This is a genomic window from Streptomyces xiaopingdaonensis, assembly GCF_000262345.1.
Lineage (GTDB): Bacteria > Actinomycetota > Actinomycetes > Streptomycetales > Streptomycetaceae > Streptomyces > Streptomyces xiaopingdaonensis.
Map to the genome: position 1 here is coordinate 40,538 of NZ_AJTQ01000168.1, position 15,217 is coordinate 55,754.

Sequence of the window (15,217 nt, forward strand, 5' to 3'; positions counted from 1 at the left end):
CATGTCGAACCACCGACTCCGCTGAGGCGCCGGACAGGCAGCAGGCCGTTGCCAGGCTGTCCTCGTTAGATCCCAATCACCGGTGACAGTGCCGCCCAGTGTGCGATATCCCGTGAGTTTCCCTGAGAGCCCCGCTGAGTCACCAGCCCAGTGGCCAGGGGGTTCTTCCTCGTTCACGTGCTCTGTCGGCTCCCCGCATAACTTCGGGATTTTTGAAGCGTTCTCACCTTGTCCGACCGATCTCCAGCCGGGCCGAAGGCGAGGAGGCTCGGGTTGGCGGCGCTGGCAGTCGTACGGGACCTGCGTGAGCACTGGGCGCCCGCGTCGGCGAGGAACTGCAGAGGCTCGAGACCGACGTGCTGTCCGGGTTGGTCCTCACGCGGGCCTCGGCGGGGCTGGCGGACGGCACTGTCCGCGGAGACGTCGGTCATCTGGATCGAATCAGCTCCTGGTTCGGTCGGCCGCTGTGAGAGATGGAGCCCCCGACGCGGACGTGTACTTCGGGAAGGTGCTGCGGCCACCCGGCTGGGCCAGTCGCAGGCGCTTGGCACGTACTTCATGTCCCTGGAGCTACGGCACAAGGTCGATCTCCACCGGACGACCGGCCGGGTGGTCGAGTGCCCGATCGACGAGATGAACCCTGGGCCACTTCGGCAAGCTCCATGTCCGCCACAGCAAGGGGGCCCGCGGCTCGGGCCCGCGTGAGTGGATGGTGCCGCTGATCAACGGTGCTGATCGGGCACTGCGGTGGTTCACCGAGCACGTGTGGGGTCAGTTCGATGACGATCACACGGGCTCGGCGCCCCGTTGTTCCCGAGCGAGCGGAAGAGCACCGACGGTTCCGCCCGCCGGGTCGGCGACGACGCCCTGCGCAACGCTCTCGACAAGGCCGTCGAGGCTCATCTGCCGAGCTGCGCGGGCAAGTTGACGCCGCACATCCTGCGCCATTTCTGCGCATCTCAACTCCACGGGAATCAACTGGACTTGCTTGCAATTCAGGAGACCCTTGGGCATTACTGGATCAATGTGACCATGCGGTATATCCACGTACAACAGATCCGGGTCGAGGACGCCTGGGTCGCCGGGACGGAACGGGCCGCGAAGCGACTGGAAGGACTGGCCCGATGAGGTGGAACCTGCGGCTGACCGCCGCGAACACAGGTACCTGGAAGGCGTCCGCGCTCCAGCGGAGCCTGGCCGAGCACGGCCTGGCCATCTCGGTCGGCAAAGTGTCCGGGCTGAGGTCCGGTCAGCCGGTCTCGCTGAAGCTGGTGGACCTGGACGTCATCTGCGTGGTCCTCGGCTGCGAGATCGGCGACCTGCTGATCCCCGAACCTGAAAAGGTCCACCGTCCCGGCCTAGCAGAGGAGACCGAATGGGCCGCGGTCGGCGCGAGAACCGCCGCACCGAAGGTGATCCCCAAGCGCCAGGACGGCCGGTCGCTGCCGCCCGAGTGAGCCGATGGCACGGTTCCCGAAGGGCTACGTCAAGCCCACCGATTCCTGCGGCAGCTGCGTGGCTTGGGGAAACAGCGGCCGCCTTTGCCCCACCTGCTACATGGCCGCGGCCACAACGCAGCCGCATGCACCGGCTGCCGTCGCACCCAGCCGCTGAAGTGGAACTACTGCCGCCTGTGCTGGTGCCCGGCGCGAGTCCTGCAGAGCTGCATGGCTCCGGAGCATTCGCTCGCAGGGCGCTGCTGCGACCTGTGAATGCCCGATCGGCGGGGCCCGCGACTCTGCACGTACGGTCCCGCCCCCGCGCCGGGATCGTGGGTCGAACGCGGCAGTAGCCCCAACCCCTCCTTCTTGTGCAAGTGACAGTAACTGAAGTACCTTGCGGCATGCAACATGACGCATGGTCACCACCGCCTGTCTTACTGACGGTCGATCTCGTGATCCTGACGCTGCGGGAGGGCGACCTGCACGTCCTCCTGGTGGAGCGCGGCGAAGACCCCTTCCGCGGTATGTCCGCTCTGCCTGGAGGATTTCTGAACCACGACGGCGAGGAGATCTTGGATGCCGCTCATCGCGAACTGAGCGAGGAAACGGCCCTGGCGTCCAGCTGGGTCCACCTTGAACAGCTGGGTCTGTACGGGGAATCGGGCCGTGATCCCCGGGGTCGAGTCGTCTCCGTGGCGCACCTGGCGATCGCTCCGGGACTGCCCGACCCGGTCGCGGGAACGGATGCCACCGATGCCGCGTGGGTTCCCGCGCACGCCGTGCTGTCGGGAAAGGTGAAACTCGCCTTCGACCACCGTCGAATCGCAACGGACGGGATCGAACACGCACGTACCAAGCTCGAGTTCTCGCCGCTTGCCACGGCCTTCTGCAGCACGGAATTCACCATCACAGAGCTGCAGCAGGTATACGAGGCCGTTTGGGGCACCGCGCTCGACACTCGCAATTTTTACCGCAAGGTCCAGGCAGCGGAGGGATTCATAATTCCCGTCGGCACGAACCGCAGGAGCACGGGCGGACGGCCCGCACGACTGTACCGGGCCGGTCCGAAGACCGTGCTGTTCCCACCACTGATCCGCCCCGCGCCGCCTGCAACGGAAGCGAACACGAGAGAGGAAGAGGAATAGATGTCGAAAGGCTCGGTGGTGATTCTCACCGCCCTCAATCTCGAGTATCAAACCGTACGCCAGAAGCTGGCGAGTCCGCAGACGCACCGCCATGAGCGTGGTACCCGGTTCGAAGTGGGGACCGTGCAGGGTACGTCGTGCCGTGTCGCGCTCGGCCTGACAAGCAAGGGGAACCATTCTGCCGCGGTGATCGCCGAACGCGCGATTCAGGAGTTCTCGCCGGTGGCCGTGCTGTTCGTCGGGGTCGCCGGCGCTTTATGGGACTCCATCAGACTGGGTGACGTCGTCATGGCGTCACACGTGTACGCATACCACGGTGGGACCAGCGAGGACGACGGGCTCAAAGCACGCCCGCGGGTGTGGGAAGCACCGCACGGCATCAGCCAGCTCGCCTCGCACCTGGCCCGCATGAACGACTGGGCGGATTCTGCCTCCAGTCAGGAGGACGCGCCACAGGTTCGCTTCGGGGCGGTCGCCGCCGGCGAGGTCGTCCAGAACTCAAAGGTTTCGGCCGAGGCGAAGTGGATCCGGCAGCACTACAACGACGCACTCGCCATCGAGATGGAGGCGGCCGGTGTGGCGCAGGCCGGCCATCTCAACGGGGCCCCGGTGGCCATCATTCGAGGAATCAGCGACCGGGCGGACGGCACGAAGAACAGCACGGACGACCGCAACTGGCAGCCGCAGGCCGCAGCAAACGCGGCGGCATTCGCTATCCGACTGGTGGTGGAACTGGCAGCGGAACAAGAGGAGGCTGCCGTGCGCCGGGACGACAGGGCCCCTTCGGCTGACCGGCCCGACCGGCACGTCAGCAACACCGCTCACAACAGCACCGTCGGCATCATGGCCGGCTCGGTCACGGGCAGCAGCGTTCACATGACCACGGCTCCGCTTGAGTCCAGCCCGACGAACCTGATCGTGACGCTCAACGGTTTCCGTGAAAGTTTGAGACGGCACCGTGCTGAAGGCGCCCTCGACGAGGACACGTATCGGGAGGCCCTGTCCGACCTGGACTCCGCCCTCCGGTCGGCCGGGGGAAACACCCCGGATTCATCGAAGCAGGCGATCATGGCGCTCAGGAGACTGCGCGGACTGGTCGTGGAGTGCCCTGCGCTGATGGCCGAGCTGGCCCCCTTGGTCACCACAGCCGGAGACCGGGCATGAGCGACGGCAGCGGTGCCACGTACAGCTCGGCCGCGTACGGCTCCAACGTCGGGATCCAGGCGGAGACCGTACACAACTCCAACGTCTACTTCGTCCACCCGGATGCTTCGCCGCAGGAGAAGTACAGGGTGGGAGTACAGCTTCTGGAAGACGGAATCCCCAGCCGTGCCCGCGAAATGATCACGGACGCGATCGCTCACGGCTACCACAACGCGGAGGTACGCTTTCACTGGGTGCTCGCCATGCTCAGCGCACGCACCTACCACGACCTCAGCGTCGAAGAGATCCAGCGGCTGCACCACGCCTCTGGGCTCGTGCGGGCCTACGCCGAGGACGAGTGGAAGGACGCCCTGCGCGTCACTTTCGACCTGCTAGCGGCGCTCGGCACTGCGAGCGGAGCAACCGGACCTGTACTGAAGCAGCTGCAGGACCTGCCGTCCCGCCAGCATGATGCGATCCTTCGCCACCTCGATCACATGCTCAGCGGAGGACTGAAGGACGATCTGTGGGCGGAGACCCTCGAACGGGCTGAGGCGGAGCGCTTCGGCAACGACCGGGTCGGACGGGTCTGGGCCTATTTCGAGCCCTCCCCCATCGGGGCGCGTGCCGTCCTCCCCCGCCTGAGCACTGATGCCGCTACCGCTGCCCGGGCGGCCCTCCCGCTCCGGCTGGTCCTGTTCGTGGTCAGCAGTGCGATCCTCGGGGCCCTGGCATGGATCGCGCATCCGGCCCAGGCGGTCTTCGAGTTACTGGTGGCACTCGTAGCGGGCCGCGCCGCGGCCCGCTACGGCGTCCAGTGGTGGGGACGGAAACTTCGACCGGACCACGCGGCCGGGGCCAGCACCCAACAGCCGCACGGTCCCGGACCGGCCGGGGACAAGTTCACCAAAAGCGTCCACAGCAAGTTCGATCACTACTTCAGCGTCCGCACACCCCACGGATTCACCCCGAAAGCCTGGCTCGCACACACCGCTGAGGTCCGCAGCGGCCTGGCCGCCGAAATCGCGGACCTCTATCGGGAGAGCCGGATCAGTGTGGACCGGGTCACCTGGCTGATCCGGTACCTCGCCGAGGAGAGCAGGAACCGCCACAACAACGGCACCCTCTTCGATCAGCGCAGCCAGGACCGGACGCCGGCCAGGACGAAGGTCCTGACCGTGGCATCCCTCATTGTTCTCGGTGCCGTGGTTCTGTCAGCGTTCGGCACGGCGGTGTCGGGCGCTGCGCAGCCGCGGCCACTGTGGGCGTTCCTGGCCTTGCTCGGTGCGACCTGGTCGGGTCACGCGGTCGCTCAGCTGTGGCTGGAGTTCCGGCGTGAAAGACACCGAGTGGTCCGGGAGGCTCGGGAGTACCAGGAGGAGCTGGCCGCGCGGCAGAAGGCTCATCAGCGTTGGAAGGCGTTCCTGGACGAGACCCGCCCCAGCGAGCGGGAGATGGAGACCTGGCTCACCTGCGACAAGACTTCGTTCGTGGACGAGGCGCTGCGGCACCACCGGCTCACCTGGCGGGACCTGATCACGCACACCATCCTGGCGGCCCCGGCGCCCCCCTACAGACGAGCCCGGGTCCGGGGTGGCCCGTGGCGGTACTCGCGCTACGTCATCCGCCTGTTCCTGTTCACCCGGGACGGCATCCGCGAGATCAGCTCCGAGGTCAAGTTCGTCGACTCGACGCGCAGGAACGAGCAGCGGAGCAACTACCGGTTCGACGCACTTTCCTCGGTGCAGGTGACGGAGAACGCGGATGTCGGCTACGACCTGGAACTCGTCCTCACCAACGGGCCAGCCCGGAAGATCCGTGTCAAGGACGCCGATGCCCATCAACTGGCACCGGACGAGAGCGCCCGGGAGATTTCCGAGATCAGTCTCAGTTCGGCCGGCTTCACCCATACTTTCCGCCTCCTGGAGGGGATCGCAGCGGACGGGAAGGACTGGCTCGAACGGCACAGCCCCGACGATCTGACGCCCTTCCAGGTCGCCGACTGATCCTGGAATCGAGCACAGGAATGGCTGTGACCTCCATGGACGATGTCACCGAGAGCAAACTTCTGCTGGCCGAGTACGACCGCCTCAAGGAGGAACAGAAGACCCGCATAGGGTTCCGCGACAACCTGCTCTACTTCACGCTCGCTGCGGTCACCGCGGTCGTAGCGATCACCGTGCACAGCGGACAGTCCCGACTGTTGCTCTCGGCGCCCGCGATTTGCCTGATCCTGGGCTGGACCTACCTGGTCAATGACGAGAAGATCTCGGCGATCGGCTACTACGTCCGCGACCAACTGGGGCCGCGTCTGGGGGAACTCTCCTCCGCCCGGGGCACGGTGTTCGGCTGGGAGATCTACCACCGCAACGTTACGGGCCGCAGCATGCGTAAGCGGCTTCAGACCGCGGTGGACCTGTTCACATACCTGATCCTGCCGATGGTCTGCACGACCGCGTTCTGGTGCTCTCCCGCCGCTCGGCCCCTGCTCGTACTCACTTCACTCGTCCAGACGCTCGCCTTGGCTGTATTGGGCTGGCAGTTCCTGCGACGTACGGAGCGGTAGCACCAGGCCCTCGCCAGGCACGCGTACGACACCTCCGACCTCAGGGTGCGAGTCGACCTCCGCTGCACAGTCAGCAGGCGTCCGACTCGGGCTCGGACAGTTCGTCAGGGAGGGGCCATCCAGCACCTTCGGAGAGCCCGGACAGACCCATCCCGCCCGACGGCTGTGGCAGCAGTGGCTCGACGCCGTCCACGCATGCGAGAAGGAGGGCCTGCACTGGCCGAACGGAGCCGAGAAGACCGCCATGATCCTCTGGTCCGCGCTCTTCGGCCGCTTCGCCCTGTGGACCTCCACCTTCGGCGAGCACGACCCCCGGACGCTCACCGACTTCGCCGAGACCCTCGTCGACGCCACCTTGCGAGACGCCCACCGGTGACGCGGGACGGCGAACGCACAGGCGGCCCCCCGCACGGTCACGGTGAGACGATCTCTGCCACCGCGTCGCGGACCTGCTGGGTGCGCTCGTCCGCGTCACCGCTCTCACCGAGCGCGTAGAAGGCCGCGGCGACGCCTCCGACGAACGCGCCCACCAGGGCCGCGGCCTGCACCGCTTCCAGCCGGGGGAAGGCCTCCCTCAAGGCGGCGGTGATCTGCCTCTGCGCCTCGAGCTGCAGCCGCAGCGCCCTGGCCTGGACAGCGGGGACGTGCGGCAAGAGCCGCATCCGCAACTGGGCGACCGGGCTCGACGCCTCCTCGTCGATCGACGCACTGCTCAAGCCCCGCAACAGCACCTGGGCCGGCGTCTCGGACGGGGAGCGCTCGGCGATCGCCCGCAGCGCGGTCGTGACGCGGGGATCGGCCTCGGGGAAGAGCAGCTGCTCCTTGGTCTCGAAGTACGCGGAGAACGTGCGGGTGCCGATGTCTGCTGCGGCGGCGATGTCCGCAACGGTCGTCTCGTCGTAGCCGCGCTCCGTGAACAGCCGGTACCCGGCATCGATCAGCCGAGCACGCGTGCGCTGCCGCTTGCGCTCCCGCAGCGAGAGGCCCTTGTCAGAGATGTCATCCACGGCCGACAGAATACAACGCCGCCTGCCGCGTTGCAGTCGCTGCATTTTTGCTCTTGCTGCTGAACAGCAGAGGCTGCATGATGGAGGCATGGGCAGAAAGAGCGTGCTGATCTCAGGAGCCGGCATCGCCGGATCGACCGCCGCCTACTGGCTGGCCCGCAACGGATGGCAGGTGACCGTGGTGGAAAAGGCCGAGGCGATGCGCTCCAGCGGCAACCCGATCGACGTCCGCGGTGACGCGGCGTCCGTGGCGCACCGGATGCACATCTGGCCCGCCCTGCGCGAGAAGGCCACCCGGGTGGACCGGCTGGTCGTGGTGGACGAGACCGGCCGACCCCGCATCGCCATGGACACCCGGCAAGCCTCGGAACCGGACCGGGAGGTCGAGGTGCCCCGCGCCGATCTCGCCGCGGCACTGCTGAGCGCGGCCCGCGGCGAGGCCGAGATCGTGGTGGGTGACTCGATCTCCGAACTGACGCAGGACGAAGCCGGGGTCGACGTCCGCTTCGCCTCGGGCTCAACCCGCCGATTTCAGCTCGTTCTCGGCGCCGACGGGCTGCACTCGGCCGTACGACGGCTCACCTTCGGCCCGGAGGAGAACTTCGCTTCTCCCTTCGGGATGTACGTGGGCACGATGCGCACCGCCCTCGACGCCGGCGACCCGCGCGAACTGCGGCTCTTCAACCGGCCCGGGATCTCGCTGTCCCTCCACCCCGGCGCCGGACACCCGCTCGCCGCGTTCATCTTCCGCAGCAACGAGCACCTCGACCGCCTCGACCCGCAGGCACGAAAGCGCATGGTCGAAAGCGCCTACGAGGGCAGGGGCTGGATCTGCGACGACGTGACGGCCGAGTGGGCCGCCGCCGACGACGTGTACTTCGACGCCGTCACCCGCGTCACGGTCCCCGTCTGGACACGTGGACGCGTCAGCCTGCTCGGCGACGCCGCCGACTGCGTCTCCTTGCTGGGTGACGGCTCCAGCAACGCCATCATCGGGGCGAAGACGCTCGCGGACGCCCTGGCCGCCCACCCCGCGGACCACCGCACGGCACTGACCGCCTACGAAGCCGCCCAGCGCCCCCTGATACGCGCGGCCCAACGACGCGCCGGCACCAACTCGCACTTTCTCGTGCCGGCCAGCCGGATCGGCCTGGGCCTGCGCAACGCGAGCATGCGCCTGGCGTCCCTGACCCGTCGACCGTCCGAGCACGCGGACGCACAGGCGTAAGACCCGTCGGCGACCGCTGCCCCTGGATGCCGTCGCCGCGCCCGTACTGACGGCTGCAGGGGTGCAGTTCCGCGCGCATGGCGCGGTCGAGGACGCTCTGTCCGGTCTTGACGACCCCCGGGCCGTCGGCGGCCGCGACGGGTCAGCGCGAACCGGGCTGCTCACACCGTCACTTCGGAAGGATGGGCGTACGGTCGCGGTGATCGCCCGCGTCGGCTCGCGTCTTCGATGCGGTGCTCGCGGTGACGCCGAGCCAGCCGGCGACCTGGAGCAGGTGACGGCGGGCTTCGGAGAGATGGCCCGCCCCCGCCCCGTGGCGTCGAGGGACTCCCCCGTCTGTCACCCCTCCCGACGGTTGCGGCGCTTGGCGCGGGAGCGCCGGTACCGGTCGGCGACGAGGGCGGCGGTCGGGGCGAGTGGTCGTCCCGGGCGGTCGCGGCTGAGGTCGTGCAGGCGCGCGGTGATGCTCGCCTGTACCGCCGCCGCGCGGAGGGGCCTGGAGCGGAGCGCGGAGCGCGGAGGTGCGACCTCGCCTTCCTCGCCCGCGAGCCAGCCGAGTGGGGCGTCGGGCCGTTGCGCGAGCGCGGTGGCGACGCCGACGAGGGAGAACCCGCTTGCGATCACGTCTTCGGCGACCGGCGCCCGGCGGACGCCGCCGGTGAGCATGAGAGGGACCGACGTGTCCTCGACGAGTTCTCCCGCCAGCTTGAGGAAGTACGCCTCGCGCTCCAGGGTGCGCCCGTCTGCCGGATGGCCGGCCGTGGCGAGTGACTCGACGCTCCCTCCGGACAGCTCGACGAAGTCGACGCTGTCGCTGAGCCAGGAGATGACGTGGTGTGCGTCTTCGAGGTCGAAGCCACCGCGCTGGAAGTCCGCGGAGTTGAGTTTGACGGCGAGGCCGAAACCCGGTGACACGCGTGCACGGACAGCCGCCACGACGTCGAGGAGCAGCCTGGCGCGGTTGCGGAGGGAGCCACCCCATTCGTCGGTCCGCTTGTTGACCAGCGGGGAGAGAAACTGCGCGAGCAGGTACCCGTGCGCGGCGTGGATCTCGACGCCGGCGAAGCCCGCCTGCTCCGCGAGCTCCGCCGTGACGGCGAACCGTTCCACGGTGTCCCGGATGTCGCCCGCTGTCATCGGCGTCGGCGCCGGAAAGAGCTTGGAGAGCGAGCCGACGTCCACGGGGACCGCCGAGGGTGCCAGCGCCCGCGACCCGGTGTCCCGCTGGACGACTCGGCCCGGATGGTTGATCTGCATCCAGAACGAGCTCGTCTCCGCCGCCGCTGCCCACGCGCGGAAGGGCGCGAGGTCGCTGGTGGCGTCCAGGACGACGTCGGCCGGCTGCGCGACGGCCGAACGGTCCACCATGACGTGACCCGTCAGCATCAGCGCCGCACCGCCCCTGTCCCATGCGCGGTAGAGCGTCACGAGCCGGTCGTCGGGACGGCCGCCCCTGCCGGCGAGTTGCTCCTCCATCGCAGCCTTCACCAGGCGGTTGGGAAGGACGGTGCCGCGGGGCAGTCGAAGCCGGGAGGCGAAGTTCGGGGCAGCGGCTCGCTCATAGGCCCGGGGTCCGGATGTCATCGCTGGGGCACCGGCTTTCCGGTGGTCCGTCGTGTGCGGCTCTCGTTGATCGCCGGCTTCAACCCCTCCGGCGTCGACGGGAGGACCCGGTCTCCGCGCGCGGTGACGGCGGCGAGGTCGGAGAACGGCGTGCGCAGAGGAGCCACCCGGACGCGAACCTGCGCCCCTTGAACTCGACTTCGTGTCACCCGGAGTGCGAGTGAGCGGTGCAGCCAGGGCGCGAGGCTGAGGGTCGCTTCGGCGACTACTGATCTCATAAGCCAGTACTGTACTGCATGTTCAATAGTGGATCGCCGGGCCGGGAGACGCTACTCTCGAGGGATGGCAAAGCTCTCCGGTGACCCCGTGGACCCCCGCGTGGCACGCACACGGCGCGACGTGATCCGAGCGAGCGCCACCTCGCTGCTGGAGGACGGCTGGGGGGCGACGACCCACGCCGAGGTCGCCCGGAGAGCGGGGTACTCGAAGGCGACCCTCTACGCGCACTGGCCCACGCCCGTCGACCTCATGCGGGATGCGATCGCCCAGATCTGCGAGGACGCCACCCACCCGTCGACCAGTGGCGACCTCCGCGAAGACCTCCACGCCGCACTGAGCGCGCTCGCACTGACCCTGTCGGAAGGCCGGTACGACCGACTGATGGCAGGCATCATCGAGCGCGCCGGCCGCGACGAAGGGGCGCGGGACCTCCGCGACCGCCTGTACGAGACCGCCACGACCGGAGTCCGCACCCTCCTCACCGCGCACCTCCGACCCGACGACGTCGAGCCCTCCCTCGCCATGCTCGTCGGCGCGGTCCTCGTCCGAGCGACCTACGAGGGGGAAGCGGTTACCCCTGCTTTCCTGACCGACGTCATCGACCGCGCCCTCCACCGCGCCAAGCTGAAGAGCGAGCGCTGAACCCGCCGTCTCCCGCCCTTCGTTGAGCGCCCGGTCGCCACCGTGGCCGGTGTCCCGATCGGGAGGGCGCTACGCTGAGTCGAGCAGCGCCGGGGCTGACGAAAATCCTCGAAGGAGGTACGCCATGTCCGCAGAGATGGTCGCGCCCTCGTGGATGCACATGCAGATCAGCGCGGAGCAGTACGACTCCTGGTCCGAGGAGCAGTGCGCCGGCATCGAGATCGTGGACGGGATGGTCGTGGTGAGCCCGAGCGCGTCCAAGCGGCACAACCGGCTTGCCCGGCTCTTGGCCAACGCCCTGGATGCTGCTGCGGGTTCGGACTGGAACGCCGACACGGACTTCGACGTCCGCCTGCAGGACGTGCCTCTCACCAACCGGCGTCCGGACGTCATCGTGTACCGCGCGGAGACCCTCGACCTGACGCCCACCCGCCCGGAGCACGTGCTCCTCGTGGTCGAGGTCGTGTCCCCCGGTTCGGAGACCACGGACCGGATCGTGAAGGTGGACCAGTACGCCAAGTCCGGCATCCCCTTTTACTGGCGCATCGAACAGGCCGCCACCGGCGTTCCGATCGTCTACACCTACGTTCTCGATCCCGCCAGCAGGACCTATCGGGACGGCGAGATGTTCACCGGCACGGTGAAGGCCACCGCGCCCTTTTCCGTCACGGTCGACCTCGGGGCCGTATAAGGCCGCTACCGAGCTCGGTCGGCCTTGTACGGCCGTCGGGTTCCACGACGAGCGCCGCCCCGCCCCGGACAAGTGGCTTGGTGCCGCTGCGACTTGGTCCTGTCCCCCGTGAGAGCTACGTGCAGGTGTCCACCGTGCGGTGACGATTCGCGGGAGGTGGATACGTAGCGTTCTGGCTGGTCGCGGCGGGCTGCCGCGGACCGCTGACGTACCTCGATTCGCTGGAGAGCCGGATGACCCGCAACCGCAAGACCCCTGCCGTGATCGCTCTGTGCTGTGCCGTCGCCGGTGTGGGGCTTGTCGGGTGCGACGACGGGACGTCGCCGGCCAACGACGCAGCCGGCAGCTCCGCTTCGGCGGAGCAGGCGCTGCAGGGCAGCAAGAAGATCGAGGTCGACGGTCGGTCGGTGCACGTAACCTGCTCCGGACGAGCGGCGGAGGATCAGCCGGTGGTCATGCTGATGCACGGGGGCGGCGACAACGTGAAGAAGATGGCCGGTTTCCAGAAGAAGCTGAGCAAGAAGCACCGTGTCTGCTCCTATGACCGTCTCGGCGCGGGCACGAGCGACAAGCCCAAGAAGGCGCAGAGCATCGAGGACAGCGGGAAGGTGCTGAACGGGGTGTTGGACGAGGTCGCCGGTGACCACCCGGTTGTCCTGGCCGGGCATTCGCTCGGCGGACTGCTCGCCGCCCGCTACGCGCCGGACCACCAGGACAGGGTCGCGGGCCTGGTCCTGATGGACGCCACCCCGCCGACGCAGAACGCGGACGTCAAGCGGGACGTTCCCGAGTCCGCCGAAGGACCGGCCGCCCAGGTGCGGGACCAGTTCGTCGCGATCTCCTCCGGGCAGAACCCGGAGAAGCTGGTGATCCGGGACGGCAAGGTGCGCTCCGCCGGGGACATCCCGGTGGAGGTGCTCAAGCACGGGAAGCAGTACCTCGCGGAGATCCCCGAGCACGGGAAGGCCCTGGAGCGTTCGTGGTCCGAGGGGCAGAAGAAGTGGCTGAAGATCTCCAGCAACAGCTCGCTCGCCACCGCGTCCAAGAGCGAGCACTACCTCTACCTCGACGAGCCCGGTCTCGCCGCCAAGGCGGTCGAGCGCGTGGCCGCGCAGGCGGACCGCACGTGAGATCCCCACGCCGCGTGCGGAGTCGACACCGCAGCGGCGCGCTGCGGGAGCGGCTCCGTACCGATGTCGGGCTTGCGCGATGACGAGTCCGCGAGGACTCCGGGAGCAGTGGCGGTGGCTTCCCGTCACGGTCCGCGACCTTCCGGTGGGGCTGCCGTTCCTGGTCGCTTCGCTCCTGCCGTCGCTGCACAACAACGGGACGCAGCTCGGCGGCGTGCCGGACCGCCCCTTCGACGCGCCGGCCGTCGCGGCCGTCGTCCTGCAGTGCCTGCCGCTGGCGCTGCGGCGCCGGCAGCCGCTCGTCTGCGTCGTGCTGGTCGTGCTCGGCTTCGCCGTCGACCAGCTACGGGGGTACCACACGTTCGCCGGGAGCGGGCTGCCCATCGCGCTGCTGAGTGCGGGGGCGCACCTGGACCGCCATCGGCGCCCCACGTTCGTCCTTCTCGCCGTGGCGTACGTGCCGTTGGCGGTTGCGCTCGGTCGGCTCGGCTCCGGTGAGGGGCTCGGAGCGTTCGTGACGTTCTTCGCGGCGGTGGCCCTCGCGTGGGGCTTCGGGGTGCGGCTGCGCTCCGCTCGGGCCGAGGAGGCCGCGCGCCGCCGCCGCGTCGCCGAGGAGGCCCGCACCGTCGAACGCGCCCGTATCGCAAGGGGTCTCCACGACGTGGTCACCCGTCATGTGACGGCCATGGTCGTGCAGGCGGAGGCGGCCCGCTGTCTGACCGCGGCGCCCGAACGCCTCGACCGGACCCTCAGCGCCGTCACCGACACCGGCCGGCACGCCATCGGCGACCTGCGGCACCTGCTCGATCTCCTCGACCCGAACCACCGCACCGCCCTCCGCGACGGCACCGGAACGGAGAGCGGAACGCCCCCGACGGGCGGCTCGCGTCCACACGGGTCGGACGGTTAGACATCGGCCCCGTCGGTCCGTGCGTACGACACGGAACGGTCGGCGAGCGCACTGACGAGGTCCCGCACGCTCGACGACGAACGGCCGGCCGGAGCGGCGAGCGCCGGAGGAAGCCGGTCGAGGCACGGATTTCGGTGCGCGGCCGACGCCCGGTCGCCCCCCGGCAGGCCCGTCGTCCTCCGGCGTCGGGGACTCGGGCTCGTCCGTGAAGGCGAGCGTCGGCATGCGTGCCCCCGCCCGAGGGGAGGCTCGCCGCACCAGCGAGCATGAGTGCGAGGTCGTCGGTGCCGCTTCCTCGGCAGGCCGGATGCGTGCAGGCGGTTTTCGGCCACGGACGCGGTGAGTGATTTCATGGCGTAACCGCGAGGGGGCGCGGGTAAGGTGCGGCAGGCGGAGGCACGTCCACGGACGCGTTCCGTGCTTCTCTCGCGTCAAGGAAGGATTGTGATGAGTCCTCAACCGAACCCCAGCGGTGGCCTGCCCGCCGCCTTCATGGCCTCTGAAACGTCGTCCTTCCTGGACTTCCTCTCCGCGCAGGCCCCGGAGCTGGTCCCCTCGCACCGTGAGCTGCCGCGCGTGGAGGGCGAGTTCCAGGCACCGCACGGCACCACGATCGTCGCGGTCACCTACGCGGACGGGGTGCTGGTCGCGGGCGACCGCCGGGTGACGATGGGGAACGTCATCGCGCACCGCGAGTACGAGAAGGTCTTCCCCGCGGACGAGCACGCGGCCGTCGCCATCGCGGGCACGGCCGGCCTCGCCGTCGAGCTGGTGAAGCTCTTCCAACTGGAGCTGGAGCACTACGAGAAGATCGAGGGCACGGCGCTCTCCCTCGTCGGCAAGGCCAACCGGCTGACCACCATGGTCCGCGGCAACCTTGCCATGGCCATGCAGGGCTTGGCCGTGGTGCCGATCCTCGCCGGCTACGACCTCGACCGCGCGTGCGGCCGCATCTTCACCTACGACGTCACCGGCGGCCGCACGGAGGAGACGGGCTTCGCCGCCACCGGCTCGGGTTCCGTGTACGCGCGCGGCTCGCTGAAGAAGCTCTACCGGCCGGAAATGTCGGAGAGCGACGTCGTCACCGCCGCGGTCCAGGCGCTCTACGACGCCGCCGACGACGACTCGGCCACGGGCGGCCCCGACCTCGCCCGCCGCCTGTTCCCCCTCGTCGCCCTCGTCACCGAGGACGGGTACCGGCAGCTCTCCCAGGACGAGATCTCCTCCGTCGCGCAGTCGGTCGTCGACAACCGCATGGAATCCCCCAACGGACCCCAGGCACCGGTACTCTGACGCCGCCCCGGCCGGGACGGCCGAGGAGCCCGCGCACCGGGAACCGGCCGACCTCCGGGTCGGCCGGTTCCCGTGTCCTCGGGCGCGCGACGACGCCGGCCGCACCCGGGCCGACGGCGCGACGGACGCCCCTCTTCCGGCGCCCTGCCCGGAGAGGCGGAACTCCCGCGCCGGCGCG

Annotated in this window: 14 protein-coding genes and 1 pseudogene; 13 read left to right on the forward strand and 2 right to left on the reverse strand. The window is 69.1% G+C overall.

Annotated elements, in window-relative coordinates:
* The first annotated feature begins 807 nt into the window (after positions 1-807).
* From UWG_RS33680 to UWG_RS33965, 7 genes are all read left to right on the forward strand, one after another.
* Positions 808-1,128, forward strand: a complete 321-nt coding sequence (locus tag UWG_RS33680) for a site-specific integrase (RefSeq protein ID WP_016907759.1) — start codon at positions 808-810, stop codon at positions 1,126-1,128.
* A complete protein-coding gene (locus tag UWG_RS0113570) occupies positions 1,125-1,457 on the forward strand; it encodes a helix-turn-helix domain-containing protein (RefSeq protein ID WP_016907760.1) in 333 nt (110 codons plus the stop codon). The genes UWG_RS33680 and UWG_RS0113570 overlap by 4 nt, the downstream gene beginning before the upstream one ends.
* A gap of 386 nt (positions 1,458-1,843) precedes the next feature.
* On the forward strand, positions 1,844-2,587 hold the full coding sequence (locus UWG_RS0113575) for an NUDIX hydrolase (RefSeq protein ID WP_029391426.1): 744 nt from the start codon (positions 1,844-1,846) through the stop codon (positions 2,585-2,587).
* Positions 2,588-3,751, forward strand: a complete 1,164-nt coding sequence (locus UWG_RS0113580) for a 5'-methylthioadenosine/S-adenosylhomocysteine nucleosidase family protein (protein ID WP_016907763.1) — start codon at positions 2,588-2,590, stop codon at positions 3,749-3,751.
* Positions 3,748-5,736, forward strand: coding sequence for a hypothetical protein (locus UWG_RS0113585; RefSeq protein ID WP_016907764.1), 1,989 nt, complete (start codon positions 3,748-3,750; stop codon positions 5,734-5,736). Before UWG_RS0113580 ends, UWG_RS0113585 begins: the two co-directional genes overlap by 4 nt.
* Before the next feature lie 20 nt (positions 5,737-5,756).
* Complete coding sequence (locus UWG_RS0113590; protein ID WP_016907765.1) at positions 5,757-6,296, forward strand: hypothetical protein; 540 nt, start codon at positions 5,757-5,759, stop codon at positions 6,294-6,296.
* 244 nt (positions 6,297-6,540) lie between these two features.
* Positions 6,541-6,672, forward strand: coding sequence for a hypothetical protein (locus UWG_RS33965; RefSeq protein WP_016907766.1), 132 nt, complete (start codon positions 6,541-6,543; stop codon positions 6,670-6,672).
* 37 nt (positions 6,673-6,709) lie between these two features.
* On the opposite strand, the gene UWG_RS0113600 is transcribed toward UWG_RS33965, so the two are convergent.
* A complete protein-coding gene (locus tag UWG_RS0113600) occupies positions 6,710-7,303 on the reverse strand; it encodes a TetR/AcrR family transcriptional regulator (RefSeq protein WP_162130082.1) in 594 nt (197 codons plus the stop codon).
* An 88-nt stretch (positions 7,304-7,391) separates the two neighbouring features.
* Between UWG_RS0113600 and UWG_RS30035 the strand changes: the two genes are divergently transcribed.
* Positions 7,392-8,531: an FAD-dependent oxidoreductase gene (locus UWG_RS30035; protein ID WP_016907768.1), complete on the forward strand. Its 1,140-nt coding sequence runs from the start codon at positions 7,392-7,394 to the stop codon at positions 8,529-8,531.
* 339 nt (positions 8,532-8,870) lie between these two features.
* Here the strand turns inward: UWG_RS30035 and UWG_RS0113610 are convergent, their stop codons facing one another.
* Positions 8,871-10,115, reverse strand: coding sequence for an oxidoreductase (locus UWG_RS0113610; protein ID WP_050988568.1), 1,245 nt, complete (start codon positions 10,113-10,115; stop codon positions 8,871-8,873).
* 321 nt (positions 10,116-10,436) lie between these two features.
* On the opposite strand from UWG_RS0113610, the gene UWG_RS0113620 reads away from it, so the two are divergent.
* The 5 genes and pseudogenes from UWG_RS0113620 (at position 10,437) to prcB (ending at position 15,039) form a co-directional block, all read left to right on the forward strand.
* Positions 10,437-11,015, forward strand: coding sequence for a TetR/AcrR family transcriptional regulator (locus UWG_RS0113620; protein WP_016907770.1), 579 nt, complete (start codon positions 10,437-10,439; stop codon positions 11,013-11,015).
* A 124-nt stretch (positions 11,016-11,139) separates the two neighbouring features.
* Positions 11,140-11,706: a Uma2 family endonuclease gene (locus tag UWG_RS0113625; protein ID WP_016907771.1), complete on the forward strand. Its 567-nt coding sequence runs from the start codon at positions 11,140-11,142 to the stop codon at positions 11,704-11,706.
* A gap of 233 nt (positions 11,707-11,939) precedes the next feature.
* Positions 11,940-12,836, forward strand: coding sequence for an alpha/beta fold hydrolase (locus UWG_RS0113630; RefSeq protein ID WP_016907772.1), 897 nt, complete (start codon positions 11,940-11,942; stop codon positions 12,834-12,836).
* A 79-nt stretch (positions 12,837-12,915) separates the two neighbouring features.
* A pseudogene (locus UWG_RS30040) lies at positions 12,916-13,716 on the forward strand (histidine kinase dimerization/phosphoacceptor domain-containing protein); the annotation flags it as partial.
* A 477-nt stretch (positions 13,717-14,193) separates the two neighbouring features.
* Entirely contained in the window at positions 14,194-15,039 is an 846-nt protein-coding gene (prcB, locus tag UWG_RS0113640) for a proteasome subunit beta (RefSeq protein WP_016907774.1), read from the forward strand.
* Positions 15,040-15,217 lie beyond the last annotated feature (178 nt).